The 19,837-nt window shown below is 36.5% G+C and carries 29 protein-coding genes; 2 read left to right on the top strand and 27 right to left on the bottom strand.

Features of this window, described 5'->3' with window-relative positions; translation table 11 throughout:
• Positions 1-93: 93 nt before the first annotated feature.
• From BHU33_RS04575 to rpsL, 26 genes are all read right to left on the bottom strand, one after another.
• Positions 94-747: an adenylate kinase gene (locus BHU33_RS04575; protein ID WP_318529185.1), complete on the bottom strand. Its 654-nt coding sequence runs from the start codon at positions 745-747 to the stop codon at positions 94-96.
• A 23-nt stretch (positions 748-770) separates the two neighbouring features.
• Positions 771-2,084: a preprotein translocase subunit SecY gene (gene secY / locus BHU33_RS04570; protein WP_054645845.1), complete on the bottom strand. Its 1,314-nt coding sequence runs from the start codon at positions 2,082-2,084 to the stop codon at positions 771-773.
• Positions 2,084-2,515 carry a 50S ribosomal protein L15 gene (gene rplO, locus BHU33_RS04565; protein ID WP_054645846.1) on the bottom strand — a complete coding sequence of 144 codons (432 nt, stop codon included), beginning with the start codon at positions 2,513-2,515 and terminating at the stop codon, positions 2,084-2,086. Before rplO ends, secY begins: the two co-directional genes overlap by 1 nt.
• A gap of 31 nt (positions 2,516-2,546) precedes the next feature.
• Positions 2,547-2,732, bottom strand: a complete 186-nt coding sequence (rpmD, locus tag BHU33_RS04560; protein ID WP_054645847.1) for a 50S ribosomal protein L30 — start codon at positions 2,730-2,732, stop codon at positions 2,547-2,549.
• A 13-nt stretch (positions 2,733-2,745) separates the two neighbouring features.
• Positions 2,746-3,249, bottom strand: a complete 504-nt coding sequence (gene rpsE / locus BHU33_RS04555) for a 30S ribosomal protein S5 (RefSeq protein ID WP_054645848.1) — start codon at positions 3,247-3,249, stop codon at positions 2,746-2,748.
• A 21-nt stretch (positions 3,250-3,270) separates the two neighbouring features.
• Positions 3,271-3,627 carry a 50S ribosomal protein L18 gene (gene rplR, locus BHU33_RS04550; RefSeq protein ID WP_054645849.1) on the bottom strand — a complete coding sequence of 119 codons (357 nt, stop codon included), beginning with the start codon at positions 3,625-3,627 and terminating at the stop codon, positions 3,271-3,273.
• 33 nt (positions 3,628-3,660) lie between these two features.
• Positions 3,661-4,200 (bottom strand): 50S ribosomal protein L6, encoded by a 540-nt coding sequence (gene rplF, locus BHU33_RS04545; RefSeq protein ID WP_054645850.1) that lies wholly within the window; start codon positions 4,198-4,200, stop codon positions 3,661-3,663.
• A 30-nt stretch (positions 4,201-4,230) separates the two neighbouring features.
• Complete coding sequence (gene rpsH, locus BHU33_RS04540; RefSeq protein WP_054645851.1) at positions 4,231-4,629, bottom strand: 30S ribosomal protein S8; 399 nt, start codon at positions 4,627-4,629, stop codon at positions 4,231-4,233.
• A gap of 32 nt (positions 4,630-4,661) precedes the next feature.
• Positions 4,662-4,847: a type Z 30S ribosomal protein S14 gene (locus BHU33_RS04535; RefSeq protein ID WP_054645852.1), complete on the bottom strand. Its 186-nt coding sequence runs from the start codon at positions 4,845-4,847 to the stop codon at positions 4,662-4,664.
• A gap of 11 nt (positions 4,848-4,858) precedes the next feature.
• On the bottom strand, positions 4,859-5,401 hold the full coding sequence (rplE, locus tag BHU33_RS04530; RefSeq protein ID WP_054645853.1) for a 50S ribosomal protein L5: 543 nt from the start codon (positions 5,399-5,401) through the stop codon (positions 4,859-4,861).
• A gap of 30 nt (positions 5,402-5,431) precedes the next feature.
• A complete protein-coding gene (rplX, locus tag BHU33_RS04525) occupies positions 5,432-5,740 on the bottom strand; it encodes a 50S ribosomal protein L24 (protein WP_054645854.1) in 309 nt (102 codons plus the stop codon).
• A 31-nt stretch (positions 5,741-5,771) separates the two neighbouring features.
• Positions 5,772-6,140 (bottom strand): 50S ribosomal protein L14, encoded by a 369-nt coding sequence (gene rplN, locus BHU33_RS04520; protein WP_054645855.1) that lies wholly within the window; start codon positions 6,138-6,140, stop codon positions 5,772-5,774.
• A gap of 56 nt (positions 6,141-6,196) precedes the next feature.
• Positions 6,197-6,463, bottom strand: coding sequence for a 30S ribosomal protein S17 (gene rpsQ, locus BHU33_RS04515; protein WP_054645856.1), 267 nt, complete (start codon positions 6,461-6,463; stop codon positions 6,197-6,199).
• A 27-nt stretch (positions 6,464-6,490) separates the two neighbouring features.
• Positions 6,491-6,685, bottom strand: coding sequence for a 50S ribosomal protein L29 (gene rpmC, locus BHU33_RS04510; RefSeq protein ID WP_054645857.1), 195 nt, complete (start codon positions 6,683-6,685; stop codon positions 6,491-6,493).
• A complete protein-coding gene (rplP, locus tag BHU33_RS04505) occupies positions 6,675-7,109 on the bottom strand; it encodes a 50S ribosomal protein L16 (protein WP_054645858.1) in 435 nt (144 codons plus the stop codon). Before rplP ends, rpmC begins: the two co-directional genes overlap by 11 nt.
• A gap of 2 nt (positions 7,110-7,111) precedes the next feature.
• Entirely contained in the window at positions 7,112-7,774 is a 663-nt protein-coding gene (gene rpsC / locus BHU33_RS04500) for a 30S ribosomal protein S3 (RefSeq protein WP_054645859.1), read from the bottom strand.
• Positions 7,775-7,777: 3 nt separating this feature from the next.
• Positions 7,778-8,134, bottom strand: a complete 357-nt coding sequence (rplV, locus tag BHU33_RS04495; protein ID WP_054645860.1) for a 50S ribosomal protein L22 — start codon at positions 8,132-8,134, stop codon at positions 7,778-7,780.
• Between the two features lie 16 nt (positions 8,135-8,150).
• Positions 8,151-8,441, bottom strand: a complete 291-nt coding sequence (rpsS, locus tag BHU33_RS04490) for a 30S ribosomal protein S19 (protein WP_054645861.1) — start codon at positions 8,439-8,441, stop codon at positions 8,151-8,153.
• Positions 8,442-8,490: 49 nt separating this feature from the next.
• A complete protein-coding gene (gene rplB / locus BHU33_RS04485) occupies positions 8,491-9,336 on the bottom strand; it encodes a 50S ribosomal protein L2 (protein WP_054645862.1) in 846 nt (281 codons plus the stop codon).
• A gap of 23 nt (positions 9,337-9,359) precedes the next feature.
• Positions 9,360-9,647: a 50S ribosomal protein L23 gene (gene rplW, locus BHU33_RS04480; RefSeq protein ID WP_054645863.1), complete on the bottom strand. Its 288-nt coding sequence runs from the start codon at positions 9,645-9,647 to the stop codon at positions 9,360-9,362.
• Complete coding sequence (gene rplD, locus BHU33_RS04475) at positions 9,647-10,270, bottom strand: 50S ribosomal protein L4 (protein WP_054645864.1); 624 nt, start codon at positions 10,268-10,270, stop codon at positions 9,647-9,649. The genes rplW and rplD overlap by 1 nt, the downstream gene beginning before the upstream one ends.
• A gap of 16 nt (positions 10,271-10,286) precedes the next feature.
• Positions 10,287-10,922: a 50S ribosomal protein L3 gene (rplC, locus tag BHU33_RS04470; RefSeq protein WP_054645865.1), complete on the bottom strand. Its 636-nt coding sequence runs from the start codon at positions 10,920-10,922 to the stop codon at positions 10,287-10,289.
• A gap of 27 nt (positions 10,923-10,949) precedes the next feature.
• Positions 10,950-11,258: a 30S ribosomal protein S10 gene (gene rpsJ, locus BHU33_RS04465; RefSeq protein WP_054645866.1), complete on the bottom strand. Its 309-nt coding sequence runs from the start codon at positions 11,256-11,258 to the stop codon at positions 10,950-10,952.
• A 269-nt stretch (positions 11,259-11,527) separates the two neighbouring features.
• The gene (gene fusA / locus BHU33_RS04460) at positions 11,528-13,624 is read right to left on the bottom strand and encodes an elongation factor G (RefSeq protein WP_054645867.1); all 2,097 of its coding nucleotides are present in this window, start codon (positions 13,622-13,624) and stop codon (positions 11,528-11,530) included.
• 85 nt (positions 13,625-13,709) lie between these two features.
• Positions 13,710-14,180: a 30S ribosomal protein S7 gene (rpsG, locus tag BHU33_RS04455; protein ID WP_054645868.1), complete on the bottom strand. Its 471-nt coding sequence runs from the start codon at positions 14,178-14,180 to the stop codon at positions 13,710-13,712.
• A 28-nt stretch (positions 14,181-14,208) separates the two neighbouring features.
• Positions 14,209-14,628 (bottom strand): 30S ribosomal protein S12, encoded by a 420-nt coding sequence (rpsL, locus tag BHU33_RS04450; RefSeq protein ID WP_054645869.1) that lies wholly within the window; start codon positions 14,626-14,628, stop codon positions 14,209-14,211.
• 166 nt (positions 14,629-14,794) lie between these two features.
• On the opposite strand from rpsL, the gene BHU33_RS04445 reads away from it, so the two are divergent.
• Both BHU33_RS04445 and BHU33_RS04440 read left to right on the top strand, forming a co-directional pair.
• The gene (locus BHU33_RS04445; protein ID WP_054645870.1) at positions 14,795-15,463 is read left to right on the top strand and encodes a prepilin peptidase; all 669 of its coding nucleotides are present in this window, start codon (positions 14,795-14,797) and stop codon (positions 15,461-15,463) included.
• A gap of 68 nt (positions 15,464-15,531) precedes the next feature.
• Complete coding sequence (locus BHU33_RS04440) at positions 15,532-16,107, top strand: xanthine phosphoribosyltransferase (RefSeq protein ID WP_056997690.1); 576 nt, start codon at positions 15,532-15,534, stop codon at positions 16,105-16,107.
• Between the two features lie 67 nt (positions 16,108-16,174).
• Here the strand turns inward: BHU33_RS04440 and rpoC are convergent, their stop codons facing one another.
• Positions 16,175-19,822 (bottom strand): DNA-directed RNA polymerase subunit beta', encoded by a 3,648-nt coding sequence (gene rpoC / locus BHU33_RS04435; RefSeq protein WP_056997691.1) that lies wholly within the window; start codon positions 19,820-19,822, stop codon positions 16,175-16,177.
• Positions 19,823-19,837: the final 15 nt, after the last annotated feature.

The following is a 19,837-nucleotide window of genomic DNA, read 5'->3' as shown; positions in this document are numbered from 1 at the left end:
CCAAAATTAATGATTAATTCAATATTTATTAAATATTATAGCAAACTTAAATATAGCACATACTTTTCAATTCCACAATCAACTAACTAAAAATTAGTTTAAATTAGTAAGAATTTTATTAATATCTTCAGTAACATTTGCAATGTCTTGATTACCATTTACTGTATGCAATAAATTGAGTTTTTTATAAAAATCAATTAATGGAGTATTCATTTTAATATTTACTTTCAATCGATTTTCTACAGTTTCAGGTTTGTCATCGCTTCGTTGATAAAATACGTGTCCACCACAAACATCACACGTACCTTCGACTTTAGGTTTTTTGTACAATTTATGATAAGTAGCACCACAGTTCTTACAAATAAAACGACCAGATAAACGTTGAACTAAGGTGTCGGGATCAACATCAATGTTAATTACAGCATCTAACTTTTTATCAAGTTTATCAGTAATTTCTTCAAGACTTTTTGCTTGATCTAAATCTCGTGGAAATCCATCCAACAGATAACCATTTTTAGTGTCATTTTGTTTTAGCCGTTCTGCAACAATTTTACAGGTGACTTCGTCTGGAACTAATTCACCTTTATCAATATACTTTTGTGCTTCAATACCTAATGGCGTCTTTCCTTTTATAGCTGCTCTAAAAATATCACCGGTAGAAATATGTGGAATTTGATATTTTTCAACTATAAATTCAGCTTGAGTTCCTTTACCGGCACCTGGAAGACCCATTAACAATAAATTCATTGACATTTATTTGTCCTCCATTACTAATTGCCTTTAGGATCGTTTTGAATAAAACCAGTATATTCTTGTCTCATAGTTAATCCCTTAATTTGTTGCATGGTTTCAATAGCAACTCCAACTATAATCAATAAGTTAGTTCCGCCTAGTCCAATAGAACTATTTAAATTCCAAACATTTTGTGCAACTAATGGAATCAAAGAAACGATTCCTAAAAACAATGCACCAACTGTACTTAATCTCATCAAAAGACGAGAAATATAAAGTTGGGTTTCATGCCCAGGCCATACACCAGGAATATAACTACCTTGCTTTTGCAAATTTTCAGCTAACTTTTCAGGATTAACTTGAACAAAAGCATAAAAGAATGTAAAGACAACAATTAAAACAGTATAAAATGTAGCTCCCATTGGAGTTTGCATATTAAATAATTGTGTTAAAAACTTAAACCAACCAGCTCCACCATAATTTCTAGTAAAAAACATTAAAATCGTCTGTGGAGTAGAAATAAAAGCACTAGCGAAAATAACTGGAATAACACCAGCAACGTTAACTTTCAAAGGAAGATAACTTGATTTGGCAGATCCAGCAGCTCTTCTAGTATACTGAATTGGAATTCTTCTCTCAGCTTGTTGAACCCAAGTAACAAAAGTAACAACTACTAAAATAGCAATAATCAAAATTGCAATAAATAAAGCAGGTCGCCACATATCACTCATTGGTGTACCTTGAACATATTCACGGTAAACACTTTCAAACCCGGTTGGAATATTAGCTACAATCCCAGCAAAAATGATCATTGAAATTCCTTGACCAATTCCTTTATCAGTAATCATGTCACCCATCCAAGTTGTTAACATAGTTCCAGCAGTTAAAATCAAACCAATGCTTATATACGTTCCAATACTTGGATTTTCAACCAAATGCAAACTACTTAAGGCATTAAATCCTGCTGTAATCCCAATTGACTGACAAAAAGCTAAAACAATTGTAAGTCTTCGAGTAACTTTATCTAACTTTAATCGCCCGACTTCACCTTGCTTACCCCACTCAACAAACTTTGGAACAATATCCATTTGTAAAAGTTGAACTACAATTTGAGCAGTAATATAAGGAGAAACCCCCATGGCAAAAATGGAGTAATTAGTTAATCCTCCACCACTAAACATATTTAAAACATTAACTAACCCAGAAGAAGCTACTTCTTGAAGAGCCTTAGCATTTACTCCAGGAACTGTGATATAAGCTCCTAATCGAAATATTGCTAATACAAAAAGAGTAAACAAAATCTTTTTGCGAATATTTTTGTCTTCGAAGGCACTTTTTAAGGTTGATAACATTAAATCACCTCAGCTTTACCGCCGGCATCTTCAATAGCTTTTTTTGCACTTTCAGAAAACTTGTTTGCTTTTACATTTAATTTCTTTTCAAGTTTACCTTCACCTAGGATTTTAACACCATCTTTGGCATTCTTAATAATTCCAGTTTCAATTAATACTTCTGGTGTAACTTCAGCACCGTTATCAAAACTATTAAGTTCGTTAACATTAACAATCACAATATCTTTACGATGAATGTTAGTAAATCCACGTTTTGGAATTCGACGGTACAAAGGCATTTGTCCACCTTCAAAACCTAAACGTGTTTTACCACGAGCCTTTTGACCTTTTTGACCACGGCCAGAAGTCTTACCTTTACTTGAACGTCCACGACCTTTTCTAGTTCTTTCACCACGTGAACCTTCAGCAAACTTTAATTCGTGTAACTTCATAAAAATTGCACCTCCTCTTACTTTAAAATAATTAATCTTTAATTTGTTCAACATCAACTAAATGAGCAACTTTGAAGATTGCACCACGAGTTGCTGCATTGTCAGGTCGAATAACACTACTATTAATACGACCTAAACCTAAAGCTTCCACAATCTTACGTTGTTTAGGAAGACGATGAGCAGCGCTATGAACTAAAGTAATCTTTAATTGAGCCATCTGATAATCCTCCTTATTCAGCTAAATGATCAACAGAAACACCACGAAGTTCTGAAACTTCATTAGCATTTTTGAGGCCTTTAAGACCTTCGAAAGTTGCACGAATTACGTTGATTGCTGTGTCTGAACCAAGACGTTTACTAGTAACATCACTGATACCAGCTAATTCCATGACAGAACGAACAGCACCACCGGCTGCAACTCCAGAACCTTCTTCAGCAGGTTTCAACATAATCTTACCACCGCCGTAAACACCAACTATTTCGTGAGGAATAGTTGTTCCAACGATTGGAACCTCAATCAAGTTCTTTTTAGCAGCTTCAACTGCTTTACGAATTGCTTCTGGAACTTCTTGAGCTTTACCAGTACCAAAGCCAACGTGACCGTTTTTATCACCAACAACTGCTAAAGCGGCAAAACGTAATCTACGTCCACCTTTAACAACTTTAGTAATTCGGTTAATGGCAACAACGTTATCATCTAAATCCAATTTGTCAGGATCAATATATTTAGCCATGTAAGTAAATTCCTCCTTTTATTAAAATTCTAATCCATTTTCACGTGCAGCGTCTGCAAGTGCTTTAACACGTCCATGGTATAAGTATCCTCCACGATCAAAAACAACTTTTTTAATTTTGTTGTCATTAGCACGTTTTGCGACTAGTTTACCAACACTAGCAGCTTTTTCAGATTTGTTATCACCAGTTACTTCTTTATCAAGAGTTGAGGCACTAGCTAGCGTTACACCCGCTACGTCATCAATAACTTGAGCGTAGATGTTTTTGTTAGAACGAAATACGTCTAAACGTGGGCACTCAGCAGTACCAGCAATTTTAGTACGAACACGTGTATGTCTTACTTGACGTGTTTTGTTTTTGCTTGGTTTTGTAATCAAAATAGTCACCTCTATATTATTCTTTAATTATTACTACTTACCAGTTTTACCTTCTTTAAGAGTAATATGTTCTTCAGCATAACGAATACCTTTACCTTTGTAAGGTTCTGGTGAACGAATTGCACGAACTTTAGCAGCAAAATCACCAACATGTTGCTTGTTGATTCCACTAATTTCAGTTGTAGTGTTATCTGGAACTTTAACTTCAATATCTTCAGGAACTGGAACTTCAACTGGGTTAGAGTAACCAACATTTAAAGTTAATGTCTTTCCCTTTAATTGGGTACGGTATCCAACACCAACTAATTTTAAAGTTTTGGCAAAACCATCGGTAACACCTTCAACCATGTTAGCAAAGTTAGCACGTTGAGTACCATGCATGGCACGCATTTTGTTATCGTACTTACCTGTTGGTTCAAAGTTAACTTCGTTGCCATCAACTTTCATTTCTACAGTTGGAGCAAAAGCTTCAGTTAATTCACCCTTAGGACCCTTAACTGTAACTTGATCATCTTTACGTTCAATTGTTACGCCTTCAGGAATAACTACCGTTTTATAACCAATTCTACTCATTTAATAGACACCTCCATTTCATTATAAATTTTACCAAACGTATGCTAATACTTCTCCGCCGACTTGTTTGTCACGAGCTTCTTTATCAGTAATAACACCATTTGATGTTGAGATGATTGCAATTCCTAATCCATTAAGTACCTTAGGAACATCATCTGATTTAACGTATGAACGTAATCCAGGTTTTGAAATTCGTTTCAATCCTGAAATTACACGTTGATCATTTTTACCATATTTAAGATAAACACGAATAACGCCTTGTTTGTCATCTTCAATGTATTCAACACGACTTACAAAACCTTCGCGTTTTAAAATTTCAGCAATATTGCGTTTCATTTTTGATGCAGGAACATCAACTGAATTGTGACGAGCCATGTTGGCGTTACGAATTCTAGTTAAAAAGTCTGCAATCGGATCTGTCATTGCCATAAACGTGAAACCTCCCTTTAAGTTTATTTATTCTACCAACTAGCTTTTTTCATGCCTGGAATTTGACCTTTATGAGCAAGTTGTCTCAAGCAAATTCGGCATAAGTGGAACTTTTGGTAAACCGCACGAGGTCGACCACAACGTTCGCAGCGAGTATATGCTTGTGTAGAAAACTTAGCTGGACGTTTGCTTTTTTCAATCATTGATTTCTTAGCCAATATAAAACCTCCTATTTAGCGAATGGCATACCGAATTGTTTTAATAATTCGTGTCCTTCTTCATCCGTTTTAGCAGTTGTTACCAATACGATATCCAACCCTCTAACACGGTTCACATCATCGTAACTAATTTCTGGGAAAATCAATTGTTCTTTAATACCAAGAGTGTAGTTTCCACGACCGTCAAATGAACGATTTGGAACACCATGGAAATCTCGAACTCGTGGCAATGAAACATTAATTAATTTGTCCAAAAAGTCATACATTTTGTCACCTCTAAGAGTAACTTTAGCACCAATTGGCATACCTTCACGTAAACGGAAAGTAGCAATAGATTTCTTAGCCTTAGTTACAAGAGGTTTTTGACCAGCAATTAAAGTCAATTCATTAACAGCTTCGTCTAAGTTTTTAGAGTTTGTTACTGCATCACCAACACCCATATTCAAAACAATTTTATCAAGTTTTGGTCCTTGCATAATTGATGAATAGTCAAATTTCTCTACTAGTGCTGGGAGAATTTCTTTCTTATATCTTTCTTCTAAACGAGTAGACATGAAAATAGTTTCCTCCTTTCACTAACAATCTTAATCGATTGCTTTATGTGATTTTTTTGAAATACGAATTTTTTTGCCATCTTTAACTTCCATACTAATTCTAGTAGGCTCATTAGTCGATGGATCAATCAACATAACGTTTGATGCGTTAATTGGTGCTTCAACATCAGACACGTTACCTTGTGGATTTGCTTGTGAAGCTTTTTGATGTTTTTTAACTTTGTTGATTCCCTCAACAACTACGCGATTGTCAGCAGCAATGGCTTTGATGATTTTTCCATCCTTACCTTTGTCTTTACCAGCAATAACACGAACTTTGTCACCAGTTTTCAAGAACATTAATCTGGCACCTCCTTGATTTGCAATAGTATTAAAGTACTTCAGGCGCTAATGAAACGATCTTCATGAAATTATTATTACGTAATTCACGAGCAACCGGTCCGAAAATACGGGTTCCCTTAGGACTCTTATCATCATTAACTAAAACTGCAGCATTTTCGTCGAAACGAATGTATGAACCATCAGTTCTATGTGCAGCTGATTTAGTTCTTACAATAACAGCTTTAACAACGTCACCTTTTTTGACAACGCCACCTGGTGTTGCTTGTTTAACAGTAGCAACAATTGTATCACCAATACCTGCATATCTAACTCTTGAACCACCTAAAACTTTAATTGTTAAAAGTTCACGAGCACCAGAGTTGTCAGCAACCTTTAAACGACTTTCTTGTTGGATCATAAGTAAGTGTCCTCCCTTCTTAAACTAAATAAATATACGATAAAAATGAAACAAGACTAAATAATTACGGCCTTTTCAACAATGTTAACTAAACGAAAATGAACATTTTTTGATAATGGTCTAGTTTCCATAATTTCAACAATATCGTTCACTTTTGCTTCGTTGTTTTCATCGCGAGTCATGTACTTTTTAGTATACTTAATGCGTTTCCCGTAAGTTGGATGCGTTTTAGTAGTTTCTACTACAACAGTAATAGTTTTATCCATTTTGTCAGAAACAACACGGCCTCTATATGTCTTACGTTCATTACGTTTTTCGCTCATATAATAACCCCTCCCTTTTATCGTATTTTATTTATTTAATTCTTTTTGTCTTAATGCAGTTTTTAGACGAGCAATTGTTTTGCGAACAGTTCTTAGACGAGCAGTATTCTCTAATTGTCCAGTGGCTAATTGAAAACGAAGATTGAACAATTCTTTTTTGTAATCTTGTTCTTTAGCACGCATCTCGTCAGTAGTCAACTTACTAATTTCTTTAGCCTTCATCTGAATCGCCACCTACTTCCTCACGTTTAATAATCTTAGTACGAACAGGCAACTTGCTTGAAGCCAAAGTTAAAGCTTTAATGGCTGTTGCTTTATCAACACCACCAACTTCAAAAAGGACTTTACCACGCTTAACAGGAGAAACCCATCCAGCTGGACTACCTTTACCTTTACCCATACGAACACCAATACCCTTTTCAGTGTATGATTTGTGTGGGAAAATTTTAATCCAAACTTTACCACCACGTTTCATACAACGAGTAATAGCAATACGACAAGCTTCAATTTGTCTGTTAGAGATCCAATGTGAATCAACGGCTTGTAAACCGTATTCACCAAAGGCTACACTGTTTCCACCTTTTGAATGTCCACGTAGCTTGCCTCGATGTTCACGACGATGCTTAACACGTTTTGGTACAAGCATATTTATTTACCTCCCTTACGTTTTTCCTCAGGTTTGTCAGGTAAAACTTCACCACGGTTAATCCAAGTTTTTACACCGATTGAACCATAAGTGGTATGTGCTTCATTCCATGAATAGTTAATGTCAGCTCTCAAAGTATGAAGAGGAACTCTTCCTTCTGAGTAACTTTCAACACGAGCCATATCAGCACCATTTAAACGACCTGAAGATTGAGTTTTAACACCTTTTGCTCCTGAACGCATAACGCCTTTCATGCTTTGACGCATAGCACGACGGAATGCAACACGACCTTCAAGTTGTTTAGCAATGTTATCACCAACAAGGTCAGCTTCAAGATCTGGTTTTTTAACTTCAACAATATTAATGTGAACACGACGTCCAGTTAATTTGTTTAGTTCTTGACGAAGACTTTCAACTTCTGAACCACCTTTACCAATTACCATTCCAGGTTTGGCAGTGTGAATAGAAATGTTAATACGTTTTGCAGCTCGTTCAATGTCAATTTCTGATACTGAGGCATCAGCTAAACGTTTTTCGAGGTAGTCACGAATCTTCAAATCTTCATTTAAGTATGAAGCGAATTTATCATCGTTGGCATACCATTGTGCTTGCCAACCACGATTAACGCCAATTCGCAAACCATTAGGATTAATTTTTTGACCCATGTTCTATCCCTCCTTCTTTTCTGATACTACGATTGTAATGTGACTTGTTCTTTTATTGATTGGTGAAGCTGAACCCTTGGCACGGGGACGGAAACGCTTTAAGGTTGGACCTTCGTCTGCGTATGCTTCACTAATAACTAAGTCTTGACCATCAAGGTCAAAATTATTTTCTGCATTTGCTACAGCTGATTTCAAAACTTTTTCTACTACTGGAGAAGCACCTCGAGGGGTGAACTCTAAAATAGAAGTAGCTTCTGCTACGTTCTTTCCTCTAATAAGATCTAAAACAAGGCGGACCTTACGAGGGGCAATACGAACAGTTTTGGCAATAGCTTTTGCTGATGTAACTTGTTCAGCCATTAGATATCCTCCTTGTTTAAACAGTTTGCTTGTCGGCACCTTTGCCACCTACATTACCATGACCATGGAATGTACGAGTTGGTGCAAATTCTCCAAGTTTGTGACCTACCATGTCTTCTTGAATATAAACTGGGACATGAGTTCTTCCGTTATATACAGAAATGGTATAACCAATGAAACTTGGGAAAATAGTTGAACGACGTGACCATGTTTTAATTACAGTCTTTTTTTCTTGATCTTTCTGAGCATCAATTTTCTTTAATAAAGATTTATCAGCAAATGGTCCCTTTTTTAAACTACGGCTCATTAATAAAACCTCCTCTTCAAAGTAATTGTTAATCTAAATGTAAGTTATATTACATCTTTGAACCTTTACGACGACGAACAATAAACTTACTTGAACGTGCTTTCTTAGAACGAGTTTTCTTACCAACCGTCTTCTTATGCCATGGAGACAATGGAGATGGGTAACCAACTGGAGCTTTTCCTTCACCACCACCATGTGGGTGATCGTTAGGATTCATTACAGAACCACGAACATGAGGTCTTTGACCACGATAACGAGTTCTACCTGCTTTACCCCAGTTAATAAGTGAATGTTCACCATTACCTACAGCACCGATAGTAGCACGACAAACTGAGAGAACCATTCTAACTTCACCGGAAGGTAATTTAACAAGTGAATACTTGTCATTTCCTTCATTACTAATTAATTGAGCTGAGTTTCCAGCAGAACGAGCTAATTGGCCACCCTTGCCTGGTTTCAATTCAATGTTATGAATAATTGATCCAACTGGAATATCTTTAAGCTGAAGTGCATTACCAGGTTTGATATCAGCATCTTTTCCTGATTCAACAACATCGCCAACTTTTAATCCTTTAGGAGCAATAATGTATGATTTTAATCCATCAGCATATACAATCAATGCAATGTTAGCACTTCTGTTTGGATCATATTCAAGTGTCTTTACAGTTGCTGGAACACCATCATGATTACGCTTGAAATCGATAATACGATATTTATGTTTGTTTCCACCGCCACGGTGACGAACAGTCATGCGACCAGAATTATTACGTCCGGCTGTGTGAGCGTTAACTGCAAGCAAACTCTTTTCAGGCTTGTTAGTAGTGATTTCACTGTAATCAATACTAGTCATATTACGACGACCATTAGTCGTTGGTTTATATTTCTTTAAAGCCACGTTATTTCCCTCCTATTCAAATATTATTCTTCAGAGAATAACTTAATTTCATCTGAATCATCTGACAAAGTAACGATAGCTTTACGACGTTTTTTAGTCATTCCAACATATCTACCTTGTCTTTTTTCTTTTCCTCTAACATTCATGATGTTTACTTTAACAACCTTAACGCCAAAAATTTCTTCAACAGCATCTTTAACTTGGTTTTTGTTTGCTCGTAAATCAACATCAAATGTATACTTTTTGTCGTCCATACGATCAGTTGAAGCTTCTGTGATAACTGGACGTAAAATAATGTCTCGTGCTTCCATTATGCGAGCACCTCCTCTACTTGAGAAAGAGCAGCCTTGGTGATGACAACTTTTTTGCTATTTAATACATCAAGTGTATTAACGCTCTTACCATTGATAACTTGAACATTATCAATGTTTCTTGCAGAACGAATAGCATTTTCATTGTCATCTTCCAAAACTACTAATGTCTTAGTAGCTGCGTCAATATTTTTCAATAATTCAGCAAATTCTTTAGTTTTTGGTTTGTCAAATTCAATTGAATCAACAACAATCAAGTCACCATTTGCAACTTTTTCTGAAAGAACTGATTTAACAGCTAATCTAGTAACCTTTTTAGGAAGATGGTAGCTGTATGAACGAGAAGTTGGTCCGAATACTACTCCACCACCAACCCATTGAGGTGAACGAATAGAACCTTGACGGGCACGACCAGTACCTTTTTGTCTCCATGGCTTTTTACCACCACCACTAACTTGTCCTCTGGACTTGCTTCCATTAGTACCTTGGCGTTGTGAAGCTCTTTGCATCACTACAGTGTCAAATACTACATCTTCATTTGGTTCAATGTTGAAAATAGTTTCATTAAGATCAACTGTACCGTTCTTACTTCCATCTTGTTTGTATAATGATACGCTTGTCATTTACGGTTCCTCCTTTCTATTTTCTTGATTCACTAACTGCAGTACGAACTGTAACTAGTGTTTTGTTGGCTCCTGGAACGTTACCTTTAATTAATAATACGTTGTTTTCTGTGTCAGCCTTAACAACTTCAAGGTTTTGAATAGTAACAGTATTGTTACCCATTCTTCCAGGTAATTTCATACCTTTAACAACACGGTTAATAATAACACCAAGAGAACCGGGACGACGGTGATATCTTGAACCATGAGTAGTAGGTCCTCTATGTTGACCATCTTTTTTAATGTTACCTTGGTAGCCATGACCTTTAGTAGTACCCGTTACATCAACGAAATCGCCTGCTGCAAATGTGTCAGCTTTAACTTCGTCTCCAACTTTGTATTCACCTAAGTCAACATCGTTGATTTCACGAATGAAGCGCTTAGGAGTAGTATTTGCCTTTTTAACATGACCCTCTTCAGGTTTGTTACTTAATACTGAGCGTTTGTCATCAAATCCAAGTTGAATTGCTTCGTAACCGTCAGTTTCGTTGTTTTTAACTTGTAAAACAACATTTGGGGTTACATCGACAACAGTAACTGGAACTAATTCACCGTTTTCAGTAAAAACTTGTGTCATTCCGACCTTTTTACCTAAGATTCCTTTTTTGGTCATGAGTACACCTCCAATATTTTGTAATGATTATAATTTAATCTCGATGTCTACACTACTTGGTAAGTCTAATTTCATTAATGAATCAACCGTTTTAGGGGTTGGGTTCAAAATGTCAATCAAACGCTTGTGTGTTAGCATTTCGAATTGTTCTTGAGCTTTACTGTATTTGAATGGTGATGCCAAAACTGTGTATAAAGTTCTTTCAGTTGGCAATGGAATTGGGCCAGAAATGTTAGCTCCAGTTCTTTGTGCAGTTGCTACAATTTTGTCAGCAGCTTGATCCAAACTACGATGTTCGTAAGCCTTTAAACGGATACGAATTTTTTCTTTTGCCATAGTTATCCCTCCTTCGTCTATTTTCCAAAATAAGACTAACTCCGTAGAAATTACCGACGTACCTTGCCATGGCAAAGCGGCCGGGTGTGCCGCAACCTTCTACATCATTGCTAATTTTAATGCCTTTTTTGAGCACACTAGTCCCTCAAAGTAAGACACTATTATATAATACCGAATATTTACCATTGTTTCAAGGGTTTTAGTCTAAATAAATAAAAAAGTCTGCCAATTTCTGAAATAGAAATTAACAGACTTTTTATAATTTTTAATTATTCAGCGTTTCCACCATTTTTCTTAATAATATCTTCTTGAATACTCTTAGGAACAGCAGTGTAATGATCAAATGACATTACGAATGTTCCACGTCCTTGAGTTGCAGAACGCAAATCAGTAACATATCCAAACATTTCTGCCAATGGAACCATCGCATGAATATCTTCAGCACCATCACGTGCTTCCATACCTTCAATATTACCACGACGAGCAGTAACTTGTCCCATAACATCACCCATGTATTCTTCTGGAACTCGAATATCAACTTTCATAATTGGTTCCAAAATCTTAGGATCCGCTTTTTTAGCAGCTTCACGCAATGCTAATGAGGCAGCAATTTTAAAGGCTGCTTCACTAGAATCGACATCATGATAACTACCATCATATAACTTGGCTTTAATATCAATCAATGGATATCCAGCAATTACACCGTTTTCCATAGCTTCTTTCAAACCTTGTTCAACGGAAGGAATAAATTCACGAGGAACAACCCCACCAACAATGGCATCTTCAAAAGTAAATCCATCGCCTTCTGCACTTGGCGTAAATTCAATATAAACATCACCATATTGACCTTTACCACCAGATTGACGAACAAACTTACCTTCTGCTTTAACAGGTTTTGAGAAGGCTTCACGATAAGCAACTTGTGGAGCACCAATCGTAGCATCAACATTAAATTCACGTCTCATTCGTTCAATAATGATGTTCAATTGTAATTCACCCATTCCGGCAATAATAGTTTGACCAGTTTCAGGGTCTGTATTTGCTTGGAAAGTAGGATCTTCTTCAGAAAGTTTTTGTAAAGCAGTATTCATTTTGTTTTGATCAGCTTTAGTCTTAGGTTCAATTGAAACCTGAATAACTGGTTCAGGGAATTCCATTGATTCTAAGATAAGTGGATGGTCTGGGTCAGTTAAAGAATCACCAGTAGTAGTATTTTTCAACCCAATTGTAGCGGCAATATCACCAGAAAATACTTCTGGGATTTCTTGACGTTGATCAGAATGCATTTGAACTAAACGTCCAACTCGTTCACGTTTGTCTTTAGTTGCATTCAAAATATATGAACCAGCACCTAAAGTACCACGATAAACTCGGATAAAGGTTAAACGACCAACATAAGGGTCAGTCATAATCTTAAAGGCTAAAGCAGCAAAAGGACCCTTATCATCAGCACGAATTTCTACTTGCTTATCTTCATCTTCAGGATCCGTAGCCATGTATGGACGAACTTCCAATGGTGATGGTAAGTAATCAATCACACCATCCATCATCATTTGTACCCCTTTGTTCTTGTAAGCTGAACCAGCGTAAACTGGGAACATTTGCAAGTTTAAAGTAGCACGACGAATTCCGGCTTTAATATCCTCTTCGCTGATTTCTTCACCTTCAAGGAATTTAGCCATCACTTCGTCATCAACATCAGCTACTGCTTCAACCATATCATCATGAGCTTGTTGAGCTTTTTCTTGATAGTCAGCTGGAATATCTACAACATCCCAGTTTTCCCCTTCTTTATCTTCATCGTAAAGGTAGGCTTTCATAGTAACTAAGTCAATTACACCTTCAAAATCAGATTCGGCACCCACTGGAACTTGAACAGGAACAGCATTCGCATGTAAACGATCTTTGATGGTTTGAACTGACCAATCAAAGTTTGCTCCCATTTTATCCATCTTATTAATGAAAACAATTCGAGGAACGTTAAAGTCAGAACATTGACGCCAAACTGTTTCAGTCTGAGGTTCAACCCCTGCTTCACCATCCATTACCACAATACCACCATCAAGCACACGAAGAGAACGTTCTACTTCGGCAGTAAAATCAACGTGTCCTGGAGTATCGATAATGTTAACTCGGTATCCCTTCCATTCAGCAGTAGTAGCAGCTGATTGAATAGTAATTCCACGTTCTTTTTCTTCATCCATGAAATCCATTTGCGAAGCACCATCATGGGTTTCACCAATTTTGTGAATTCGTCCAGTATAGTAAAGGACACGTTCAGTAGTAGTAGTTTTACCAGCATCAATATGAGCTACGATCCCAATATTACGTGTTTTTTCTAACGGAAATGCACGTTTGTTAGCCATTTTTAACTCCTTTTATGATTCAATAATTCTAAAAAAGTGGCTAAAAATTTAGCCACCCTTGATTTACATTTAAACGAATAACTGATTACCAACGATAATGTGCAAAGGCACGGTTGGCTTCAGCCATTTTATGAGTGTCTTCGCGTTTCTTAACTGCGGCACCAGTATTGTTTGAAGCATCAATGATTTCTTTTGCAAGACGTTCAGTCATTGTATGTTCACCACGAAGACGAGCATAGTTAACCATCCATCGCAAACCTAATGTAGTTCTTCTTGCTGGACGAACTTCAATAGGAACTTGGTAGTTAGAACCACCAACACGACGGGCCTTAACTTCAAGTACAGGCATTACGTTTTTCATAGCTTCTTCAAATACTTCAACTGGATCATTACCAGTTTGTTCTTTGATTTCATCAAATGCACCATATAAAATTTCTGATGCAGTACCTCTCTTACCATCTAACATCAAGTGGTTGATTAATTTTGAAACCAACTTTGAGTTGTAGATTGGATCAGGAAGGATTTCACGTTGTTGAACTTTACCTTTTCTAGGCATTTAAAGGACCTCCTAATTAAATATTATATTATTTCTTGTCTTTTGGTCTCTTAGTACCGTATTTTGAACGTCCTTGACGACGATCTTGAACACCGGCAGTATCTAAGGCACCACGGATAACATGATATCTAACTCCAGGTAAATCCTTAACACGACCACCACGAATTAAAACAACACTATGTTCTTGCAAGTTATGTCCAATTCCTGGAATGTATGCAGTAACTTCATACAAGTTTGAAAGACGAACACGAGCATACTTACGTAATGCTGAGTTAGGCTTTTTAGGAGTCATAGTACCAACACGAGTTGCAACCCCACGTTTTTGTGGTGAAGCATTTTGTGTATGTTTCTTTTTGTAACTGTTATATCCGAAGCCAAGAGCTGGGGACTTTGATTTAGAACTTCTAGATTTACGACCTTTTCTTACTAATTGGTTAATTGTAGGCATCTAAAAAGTCCTCCTTTCGTAAAATTGTTTTAAGTCCACACATCCAGGCGGACCTTTTTTAGAGATAAAAAAATCGCTTAACTTGAATAAGCACAATGAATAGACTAACACGTCTAAAATTAAGTGTCAATAACATTTTTACGTATTTTAAGATGGAGGTGACAAAATGAATTTCTATTGGTTTGTTTTTGGGTGCGTTATCGGTTCGTTTTTAAATGTATTTGTTAGTCGATCATTGAATAAAACTAATTTTATTAGTGGTCGATCCCATTGCGATAATTGTCAAAAAAATTTGAAATGGTACGAACTCATTCCGATGATTAGTTATATAATTCAGTTTGGAAAGTGCCGTAACTGTCTAACTAACATCCCTAATTATGTTTTTATTTTTGAATTAACTATGGGAGTCGCGTTTTTAGAATTTCGTCCTTGTAACATCATTAACATTTTATTATTAATATTTATTATAATTTTACAAATTATCAGCACCTTTGACTTGCTCACATTTCAGTTTAGCAGTTATTGGTTATTACCATTATTAATTATTGCACTTATTGTGACTAATTTATCTTTGTTAAAATTACTAACTATTTTTATAATATATTTTATTTTGTTAGCCTTAAATCGTCGCTACAGTATGCTTGGTAATGGCGACATAGATTTAATGATTTTAATACTCATAGTTTTTGGATTTACCGCTATTATTCATGTCACATTGATTGCTTCATTACTAGCCCTGTTTTTTGCTATCTTTAAAAAACAAAAAATCATTCCATTTCTTCCTTTTTTATACTTTGGTACTTTAATAGTAAATAGCGGGGGCTTAATTGCCTAGGACTTTAAAACAGCGTAATATTATAATTAAAATTGAATAATATTGCCAATTATTATTAGGAGGATGTCATGGAAGCATTGAAGACTGCCATTAAGGAACATGGAACCGTTTTACCCGGAAATATTTTAAAGGTTAATTCATTTTTAAATCATCAAATTGATCCAAATTTAATGTATAAAATTGGAAAAGAATTCGCCCAATTATTTCAAACTGCAAAAATCACCAAAATTATTACGGTTGAGTCTTCTGGAATCGCTCCAGCTATGATGACGGGCTTAGCATTAAATGTCCCAGTCGTTTTTGCTAGAAAAAGCAAATCACTAACGGTTCGAGATGATGTTTATACAGCCGAGGTTATCTCATATACCAAGAAAACTAATAATCAAATTTACATTGAAAAGAAATTTATTAATTCAGACGATCATATACTAATTATTGATGATTTCTTGGCTAACGGTGAAGCAGTTAAGGGCTTATTACAAATTATTAAAAATGCCAATGCTAATTTAACAGGTGTAGGAATTGTAATTGAAAAATCATTTCAGCCTGGGGCCCAATATTTACGAGATCAAGGAATTATCGTCCATTCTCTTGCTCGAATCAAGTCACTAGCTAATAACAAAGTTACTTTTATGAATGATTAATTTTAAAAATTTATATACTAAAAGAACGTTTGCAAATTAATTTGCAAACGTTCTTTTTAATTATACTTTATTTACTTGATTTCTCGTTATCTGATTCTTCAACAACTTCGGAGTCAGTTTTTACGCTCTCTCCGGCAGGTTTGCCAATTTCTTCTGGTTCAATGTCTTCATATTCATGAACCCCAATACCAGCAGGTAACAATTTACCAATGATAACATTTTCCTTCAAACCAATTAATGGATCTACTTTACCACGAATAGCGGCATCAGTAAGAACTCTAGTTGTTTCTTGGAAAGATGCTGCTGATAAGAAACTGTTAGTTTCAAGAGCAGCTTTGGTAATTCCAAGTAACACTGGACGTGCTGTTGCTGGGGTTTTACCCGTCATAACAGCGTCTTTATTACGTTCCTTGAAATCATCAATATCAATCAAAGTACCAGGCAAAATATCGGTATCGCCGGGATCCATTACCCGAACTTTACGCAGCATTTGTCTAACCATGATTTCAGCATGCTTATCATTAACTTCCACACCCTGACGACGGTAAACTTCTTGAACCGCCGTTAACAAGTAAGTTTCAGTAGAAAGAGTATCTCTAATTTTAAGCAACTCTTTAGGATCAATTGAACCTTCATTCAAGGCATCACCACGTCGAACTTCGTCACCTTCAGCAACTCTCATCCGAGCATTCAAAGGAACCTTATACTTTCTTGTATCGGCTTTACCTTGAATAGTAACTTCTTTAACCCCTTCAGCAGGATCTTCTTCAATTAACTCTACGACCCCAGTAACTTCACTAATGGTTGATTTACCTTTAGGATTACGAGCTTCAAAAATTTCTTGAACTCGAGGAAGTCCCTGAGTAATATCGGTGTTACTTGCAACCCCTCCAGTATGGAAAGTCCGCAATGTTAACTGAGTACCTGGTTCACCAATTGATTGAGCAGCAACCGTTCCAACTGCTTCACCAACACCAACTTCATCACCAGTTGCTAAGTTTTGACCATAACACATTTCGCAAACACCATGAGCAGTATTACAAGTGAAGGCAGAACGAATTTCAACACTGTCAATCCCAGCATCAACAATTTGTTGTGCCTTTTTATCATCAATCATTTGATTACGTTTAACGATTACATCACCAGTTTGAGGATTCTTAACCGTCTTCATTGCATTTCTGCCTAGAATTCGATCGTAAAGCGGTTCAATCATTTCGTTACCCTCTTTAATGGCACGAACAGTCAAACCACGATCAGTTTCACAGTCTTTTTCACGAACAATAACATCTTGTGAAACATCAACTAAACGACGAGTCAAGTAACCTGAGTTGGCAGTCTTCAAGGCTGTATCAGTCATACCTTTACGAGCTCCATGGGTTGAAATGAACATTTCCAAAACTGACATTCCTTCACGGAAATTAGAAGTAATTGGAAGTTCCATAATCTTACCATCAGGAGAAGCCATCAATCCACGCATTCCAGCAAGCTGGGTAAAGTTAGAAATATTACCACGAGCTCCAGAATTACTCATCATGAAAATTGGGTTTTCAGGATCAAAAGTCTTCATTAGTTTATCTTGAATTTCATCTCTGGCATCGTTCCAAACATTTACAACTCGTTCGTAACGTTCTTGATCAGTGATTAATCCACGACGGAATTGTTTAGTAACTGTTTCAACTTTCTTATGAGCAGCAGCTACAATTTCTGGTTTTTCGTGTAAGTCGGTAATATCAGACATTCCAACTGTCAAACCAGATTTAGTTGATTCATCATTACCAAGATCTTTAATTCGATCCAATAATTCTGATGTTTCAGTAACTTTATATTGATTGTAAACTTCGGCAATAATATCTGATAAAAAGCTCTTCTTAAATGGTTTAACTAATTCAGCATTCTTAATGTGCTCATGAATATCCTCACCAGGTTTTAAGAAGTACTTGTCAGGTACATAACCATGCAAGTTAGTAGCAGTTGGTTCATTTAGGTAAGTAAATTCCTTTGGCAAGATCCCATTAAAAATCACTTTACCAACTGAGGTAACCATAATTTTGTCTTTTTGATCATCAGTAAATGTTTTGTCTGGAAAGGCTGAGGCAGGAATTCCAATTCGACTGTGCCAATGAACTAAACCATCACGGTAAGCTAATTCAACTTCAGCAGGATTATTGAAAATCATCCCTTCACCTTCACGACCGGGTTCTTCCATCGTTAAGTAATAGTTACCAATAACCATATCCTGCGAAGGAGCCACAACCGGCTTCCCATCTTTGGGTGCCAAAATATGTCCGGCAGCGGCCATCAATAGACGCGATTCTGCTTGAGCTTTGTCAGAAAGTGGCACGTGAATAGCCATCTGATCTCCATCAAAATCAGCATTGTATGCAGCACAAACTAATGGATGCAAACGCATTGATTTACCACTAACTAAAACAGGTTCAAAAGCTTGAATTCCCAATCTATGCAAGGTAGGTGCCCGGTTTAAAAGAACAGGGTGTTCTTTGATAACATCAGGAAGAACATCAAAGACAACATCATCTTTACGTTCGATTTCTCGCTTAGCATTTTTAACATTGGATGCTAATCCACGTTTAACTAATTCGTGCATGATAAAAGGTTTGAATAATTCTAGTGCCATTGAAACTGGTAACCCCATTTGGCTTAATTTTAACCATGGACCAACATCAATAACTGACCGACCTGAATAATCAACTCGTTTACCAAGCAAGTTTTGTCTGAAACGACCTTGCTTCCCTTTTAGCAAGTGAGAAAGAGATTTCAATGGTCGGTTACCTGGTCCAGCAACTGGACGGCCTCGACGACCATTATCAATCAATGCATCAACTGCTTCTTGTAACATCCGTTTTTCATTTTGAACAATAATACCGGGAGCATGTAAATCTAATAAACGTTTCAAACGATTATTACGATTAATTACTCGACGATATAAATCATTTAAATCAGAAGTAGCAAAACGTCCACCTTCAAGTTGTACCATTGGTCGAAGATCAGGTGGCATAACTGGAATTGCGTCCATTACCATCCATGAAAGTTTATTTTCAGAAGTTAAAAAGGCTTCCAAAATATCCAAACGACGGATTGCTCTGGTTCTCTTTTGACCAGTAGCTTTTTTTAATTCTTCTTTTAATTCTTTAACTTCTTTATCTAAGTCAACATCGTCTAACAGAGTTCGAATTGCTTCAGCACCGATTTCAGCGTGAAAACGATTGCCATATTCCCGTTTTTTATCACGGTATTCTTGTTCTGTTAACAATTGTTTCTTTTCCATAGGGGTGTTCCCTGGATCAGTTACAACGTATGCTGCAAAGTAAATAATCTCTTCCAAAGCTCGCGGACTCATGTCCAAGACAAGTCCCATTCGACTTGGAATTCCTTTGTAGTACCAAATATGAGTAACTGGAGCAGCTAACTCGATGTGTCCCATTCGTTCACGACGAACTTTTGAGCGGGTAACTTCAACTCCACAACGATCACACACAATGCCTTTGTAACGAATACCTTTGTATTTGCCACAGGCACATTTCCAATCCTTAGTAGGACCAAAAATTCTTTCGTCAAACAACCCATCTTTTTCTGGTTTTAAAGTTCGATAGTTAATCGTTTCAGGTTTTTTAACTTCTCCAAAAGACCAACTACGAATGGTTTCAGGTGAAGCTAAGCCAACCTGCATACTTTTAAATTTATTAACATCAACCATTGGCATTACCTCCTT

This window comes from Fructilactobacillus lindneri DSM 20690 = JCM 11027 (assembly GCF_002907375.1).
GTDB classification, from domain to species: domain Bacteria; phylum Bacillota; class Bacilli; order Lactobacillales; family Lactobacillaceae; genus Fructilactobacillus; species Fructilactobacillus lindneri.
The sequence above is the reverse complement of the archived record's forward strand: the minus strand, read 5'-3'. Positions and strand labels throughout refer to the sequence as shown.

Bases quoted from the DNA above. Each gene is read 5' to 3' on its own strand.
- BHU33_RS04575 (WP_318529185.1), bottom strand. From the start codon at position 747: ATGAATTTATTGTTAATGGGTCTTCCAGGTGCCGGTAAAGGAACTCAA.
- secY (WP_054645845.1), bottom strand. From the start codon at position 2,084: ATGTTATCAACCTTAAAAAGTGCCTTCGAAGACAAAAATATTCGCAAA.
- rplO (WP_054645846.1), bottom strand. From the start codon at position 2,515: ATGAAGTTACACGAATTAAAGTTTGCTGAAGGTTCACGTGGTGAAAGA.
- rpmD (WP_054645847.1), bottom strand. From the start codon at position 2,732: ATGGCTCAATTAAAGATTACTTTAGTTCATAGCGCTGCTCATCGTCTT.
- rpsE (WP_054645848.1), bottom strand. From the start codon at position 3,249: ATGGCTAAATATATTGATCCTGACAAATTGGATTTAGATGATAACGTT.
- rplF (WP_054645850.1), bottom strand. From the start codon at position 4,200: ATGAGTAGAATTGGTTATAAAACGGTAGTTATTCCTGAAGGCGTAACA.
- rpsH (WP_054645851.1), bottom strand. From the start codon at position 4,629: ATGGCAATGACAGATCCGATTGCAGACTTTTTAACTAGAATTCGTAAC.
- rplE (WP_054645853.1), bottom strand. From the start codon at position 5,401: ATGTCTACTCGTTTAGAAGAAAGATATAAGAAAGAAATTCTCCCAGCA.
- rplX (WP_054645854.1), bottom strand. From the start codon at position 5,740: ATGTTCTTGAAAACTGGTGACAAAGTTCGTGTTATTGCTGGTAAAGAC.
- rplN (WP_054645855.1), bottom strand. From the start codon at position 6,140: ATGATCCAACAAGAAAGTCGTTTAAAGGTTGCTGACAACTCTGGTGCT.
- rpsQ (WP_054645856.1), bottom strand. From the start codon at position 6,463: ATGAGCGAAAAACGTAATGAACGTAAGACATATAGAGGCCGTGTTGTT.
- rpmC (WP_054645857.1), bottom strand. From the start codon at position 6,685: ATGAAGGCTAAAGAAATTAGTAAGTTGACTACTGACGAGATGCGTGCT.
- rplP (WP_054645858.1), bottom strand. From the start codon at position 7,109: ATGCTTGTACCAAAACGTGTTAAGCATCGTCGTGAACATCGAGGCAAG.
- rpsC (WP_054645859.1), bottom strand. From the start codon at position 7,774: ATGGGTCAAAAAATTAATCCTAATGGTTTGCGAATTGGCGTTAATCGT.
- rplV (WP_054645860.1), bottom strand. From the start codon at position 8,134: ATGGCTGAACAAGTTACATCAGCAAAAGCTATTGCCAAAACTGTTCGT.
- rpsS (WP_054645861.1), bottom strand. From the start codon at position 8,441: ATGAGCCGTAGTTTAAAAAAGGGACCATTTGCTGATAAATCTTTATTA.
- rplW (WP_054645863.1), bottom strand. From the start codon at position 9,647: ATGGAAGCACGAGACATTATTTTACGTCCAGTTATCACAGAAGCTTCA.
- rplD (WP_054645864.1), bottom strand. From the start codon at position 10,270: ATGACAAGCGTATCATTATACAAACAAGATGGAAGTAAGAACGGTACA.
- rplC (WP_054645865.1), bottom strand. From the start codon at position 10,922: ATGACCAAAAAAGGAATCTTAGGTAAAAAGGTCGGAATGACACAAGTT.
- rpsJ (WP_054645866.1), bottom strand. From the start codon at position 11,258: ATGGCAAAAGAAAAAATTCGTATCCGTTTAAAGGCTTACGAACATCGT.
- fusA (WP_054645867.1), bottom strand. From the start codon at position 13,624: ATGGCTAACAAACGTGCATTTCCGTTAGAAAAAACACGTAATATTGGG.
- rpsG (WP_054645868.1), bottom strand. From the start codon at position 14,180: ATGCCTAGAAAAGGTAAAGTTCAACAACGTGAAATCCTTCCTGATCCA.
- rpsL (WP_054645869.1), bottom strand. From the start codon at position 14,628: ATGCCTACAATTAACCAATTAGTAAGAAAAGGTCGTAAATCTAGAAGT.
- BHU33_RS04445 (WP_054645870.1), top strand. From the start codon at position 14,795: ATGAATTTCTATTGGTTTGTTTTTGGGTGCGTTATCGGTTCGTTTTTA.
- BHU33_RS04440 (WP_056997690.1), top strand. From the start codon at position 15,532: ATGGAAGCATTGAAGACTGCCATTAAGGAACATGGAACCGTTTTACCC.
- rpoC (WP_056997691.1), bottom strand. From the start codon at position 19,822: ATGGTTGATGTTAATAAATTTAAAAGTATGCAGGTTGGCTTAGCTTCA.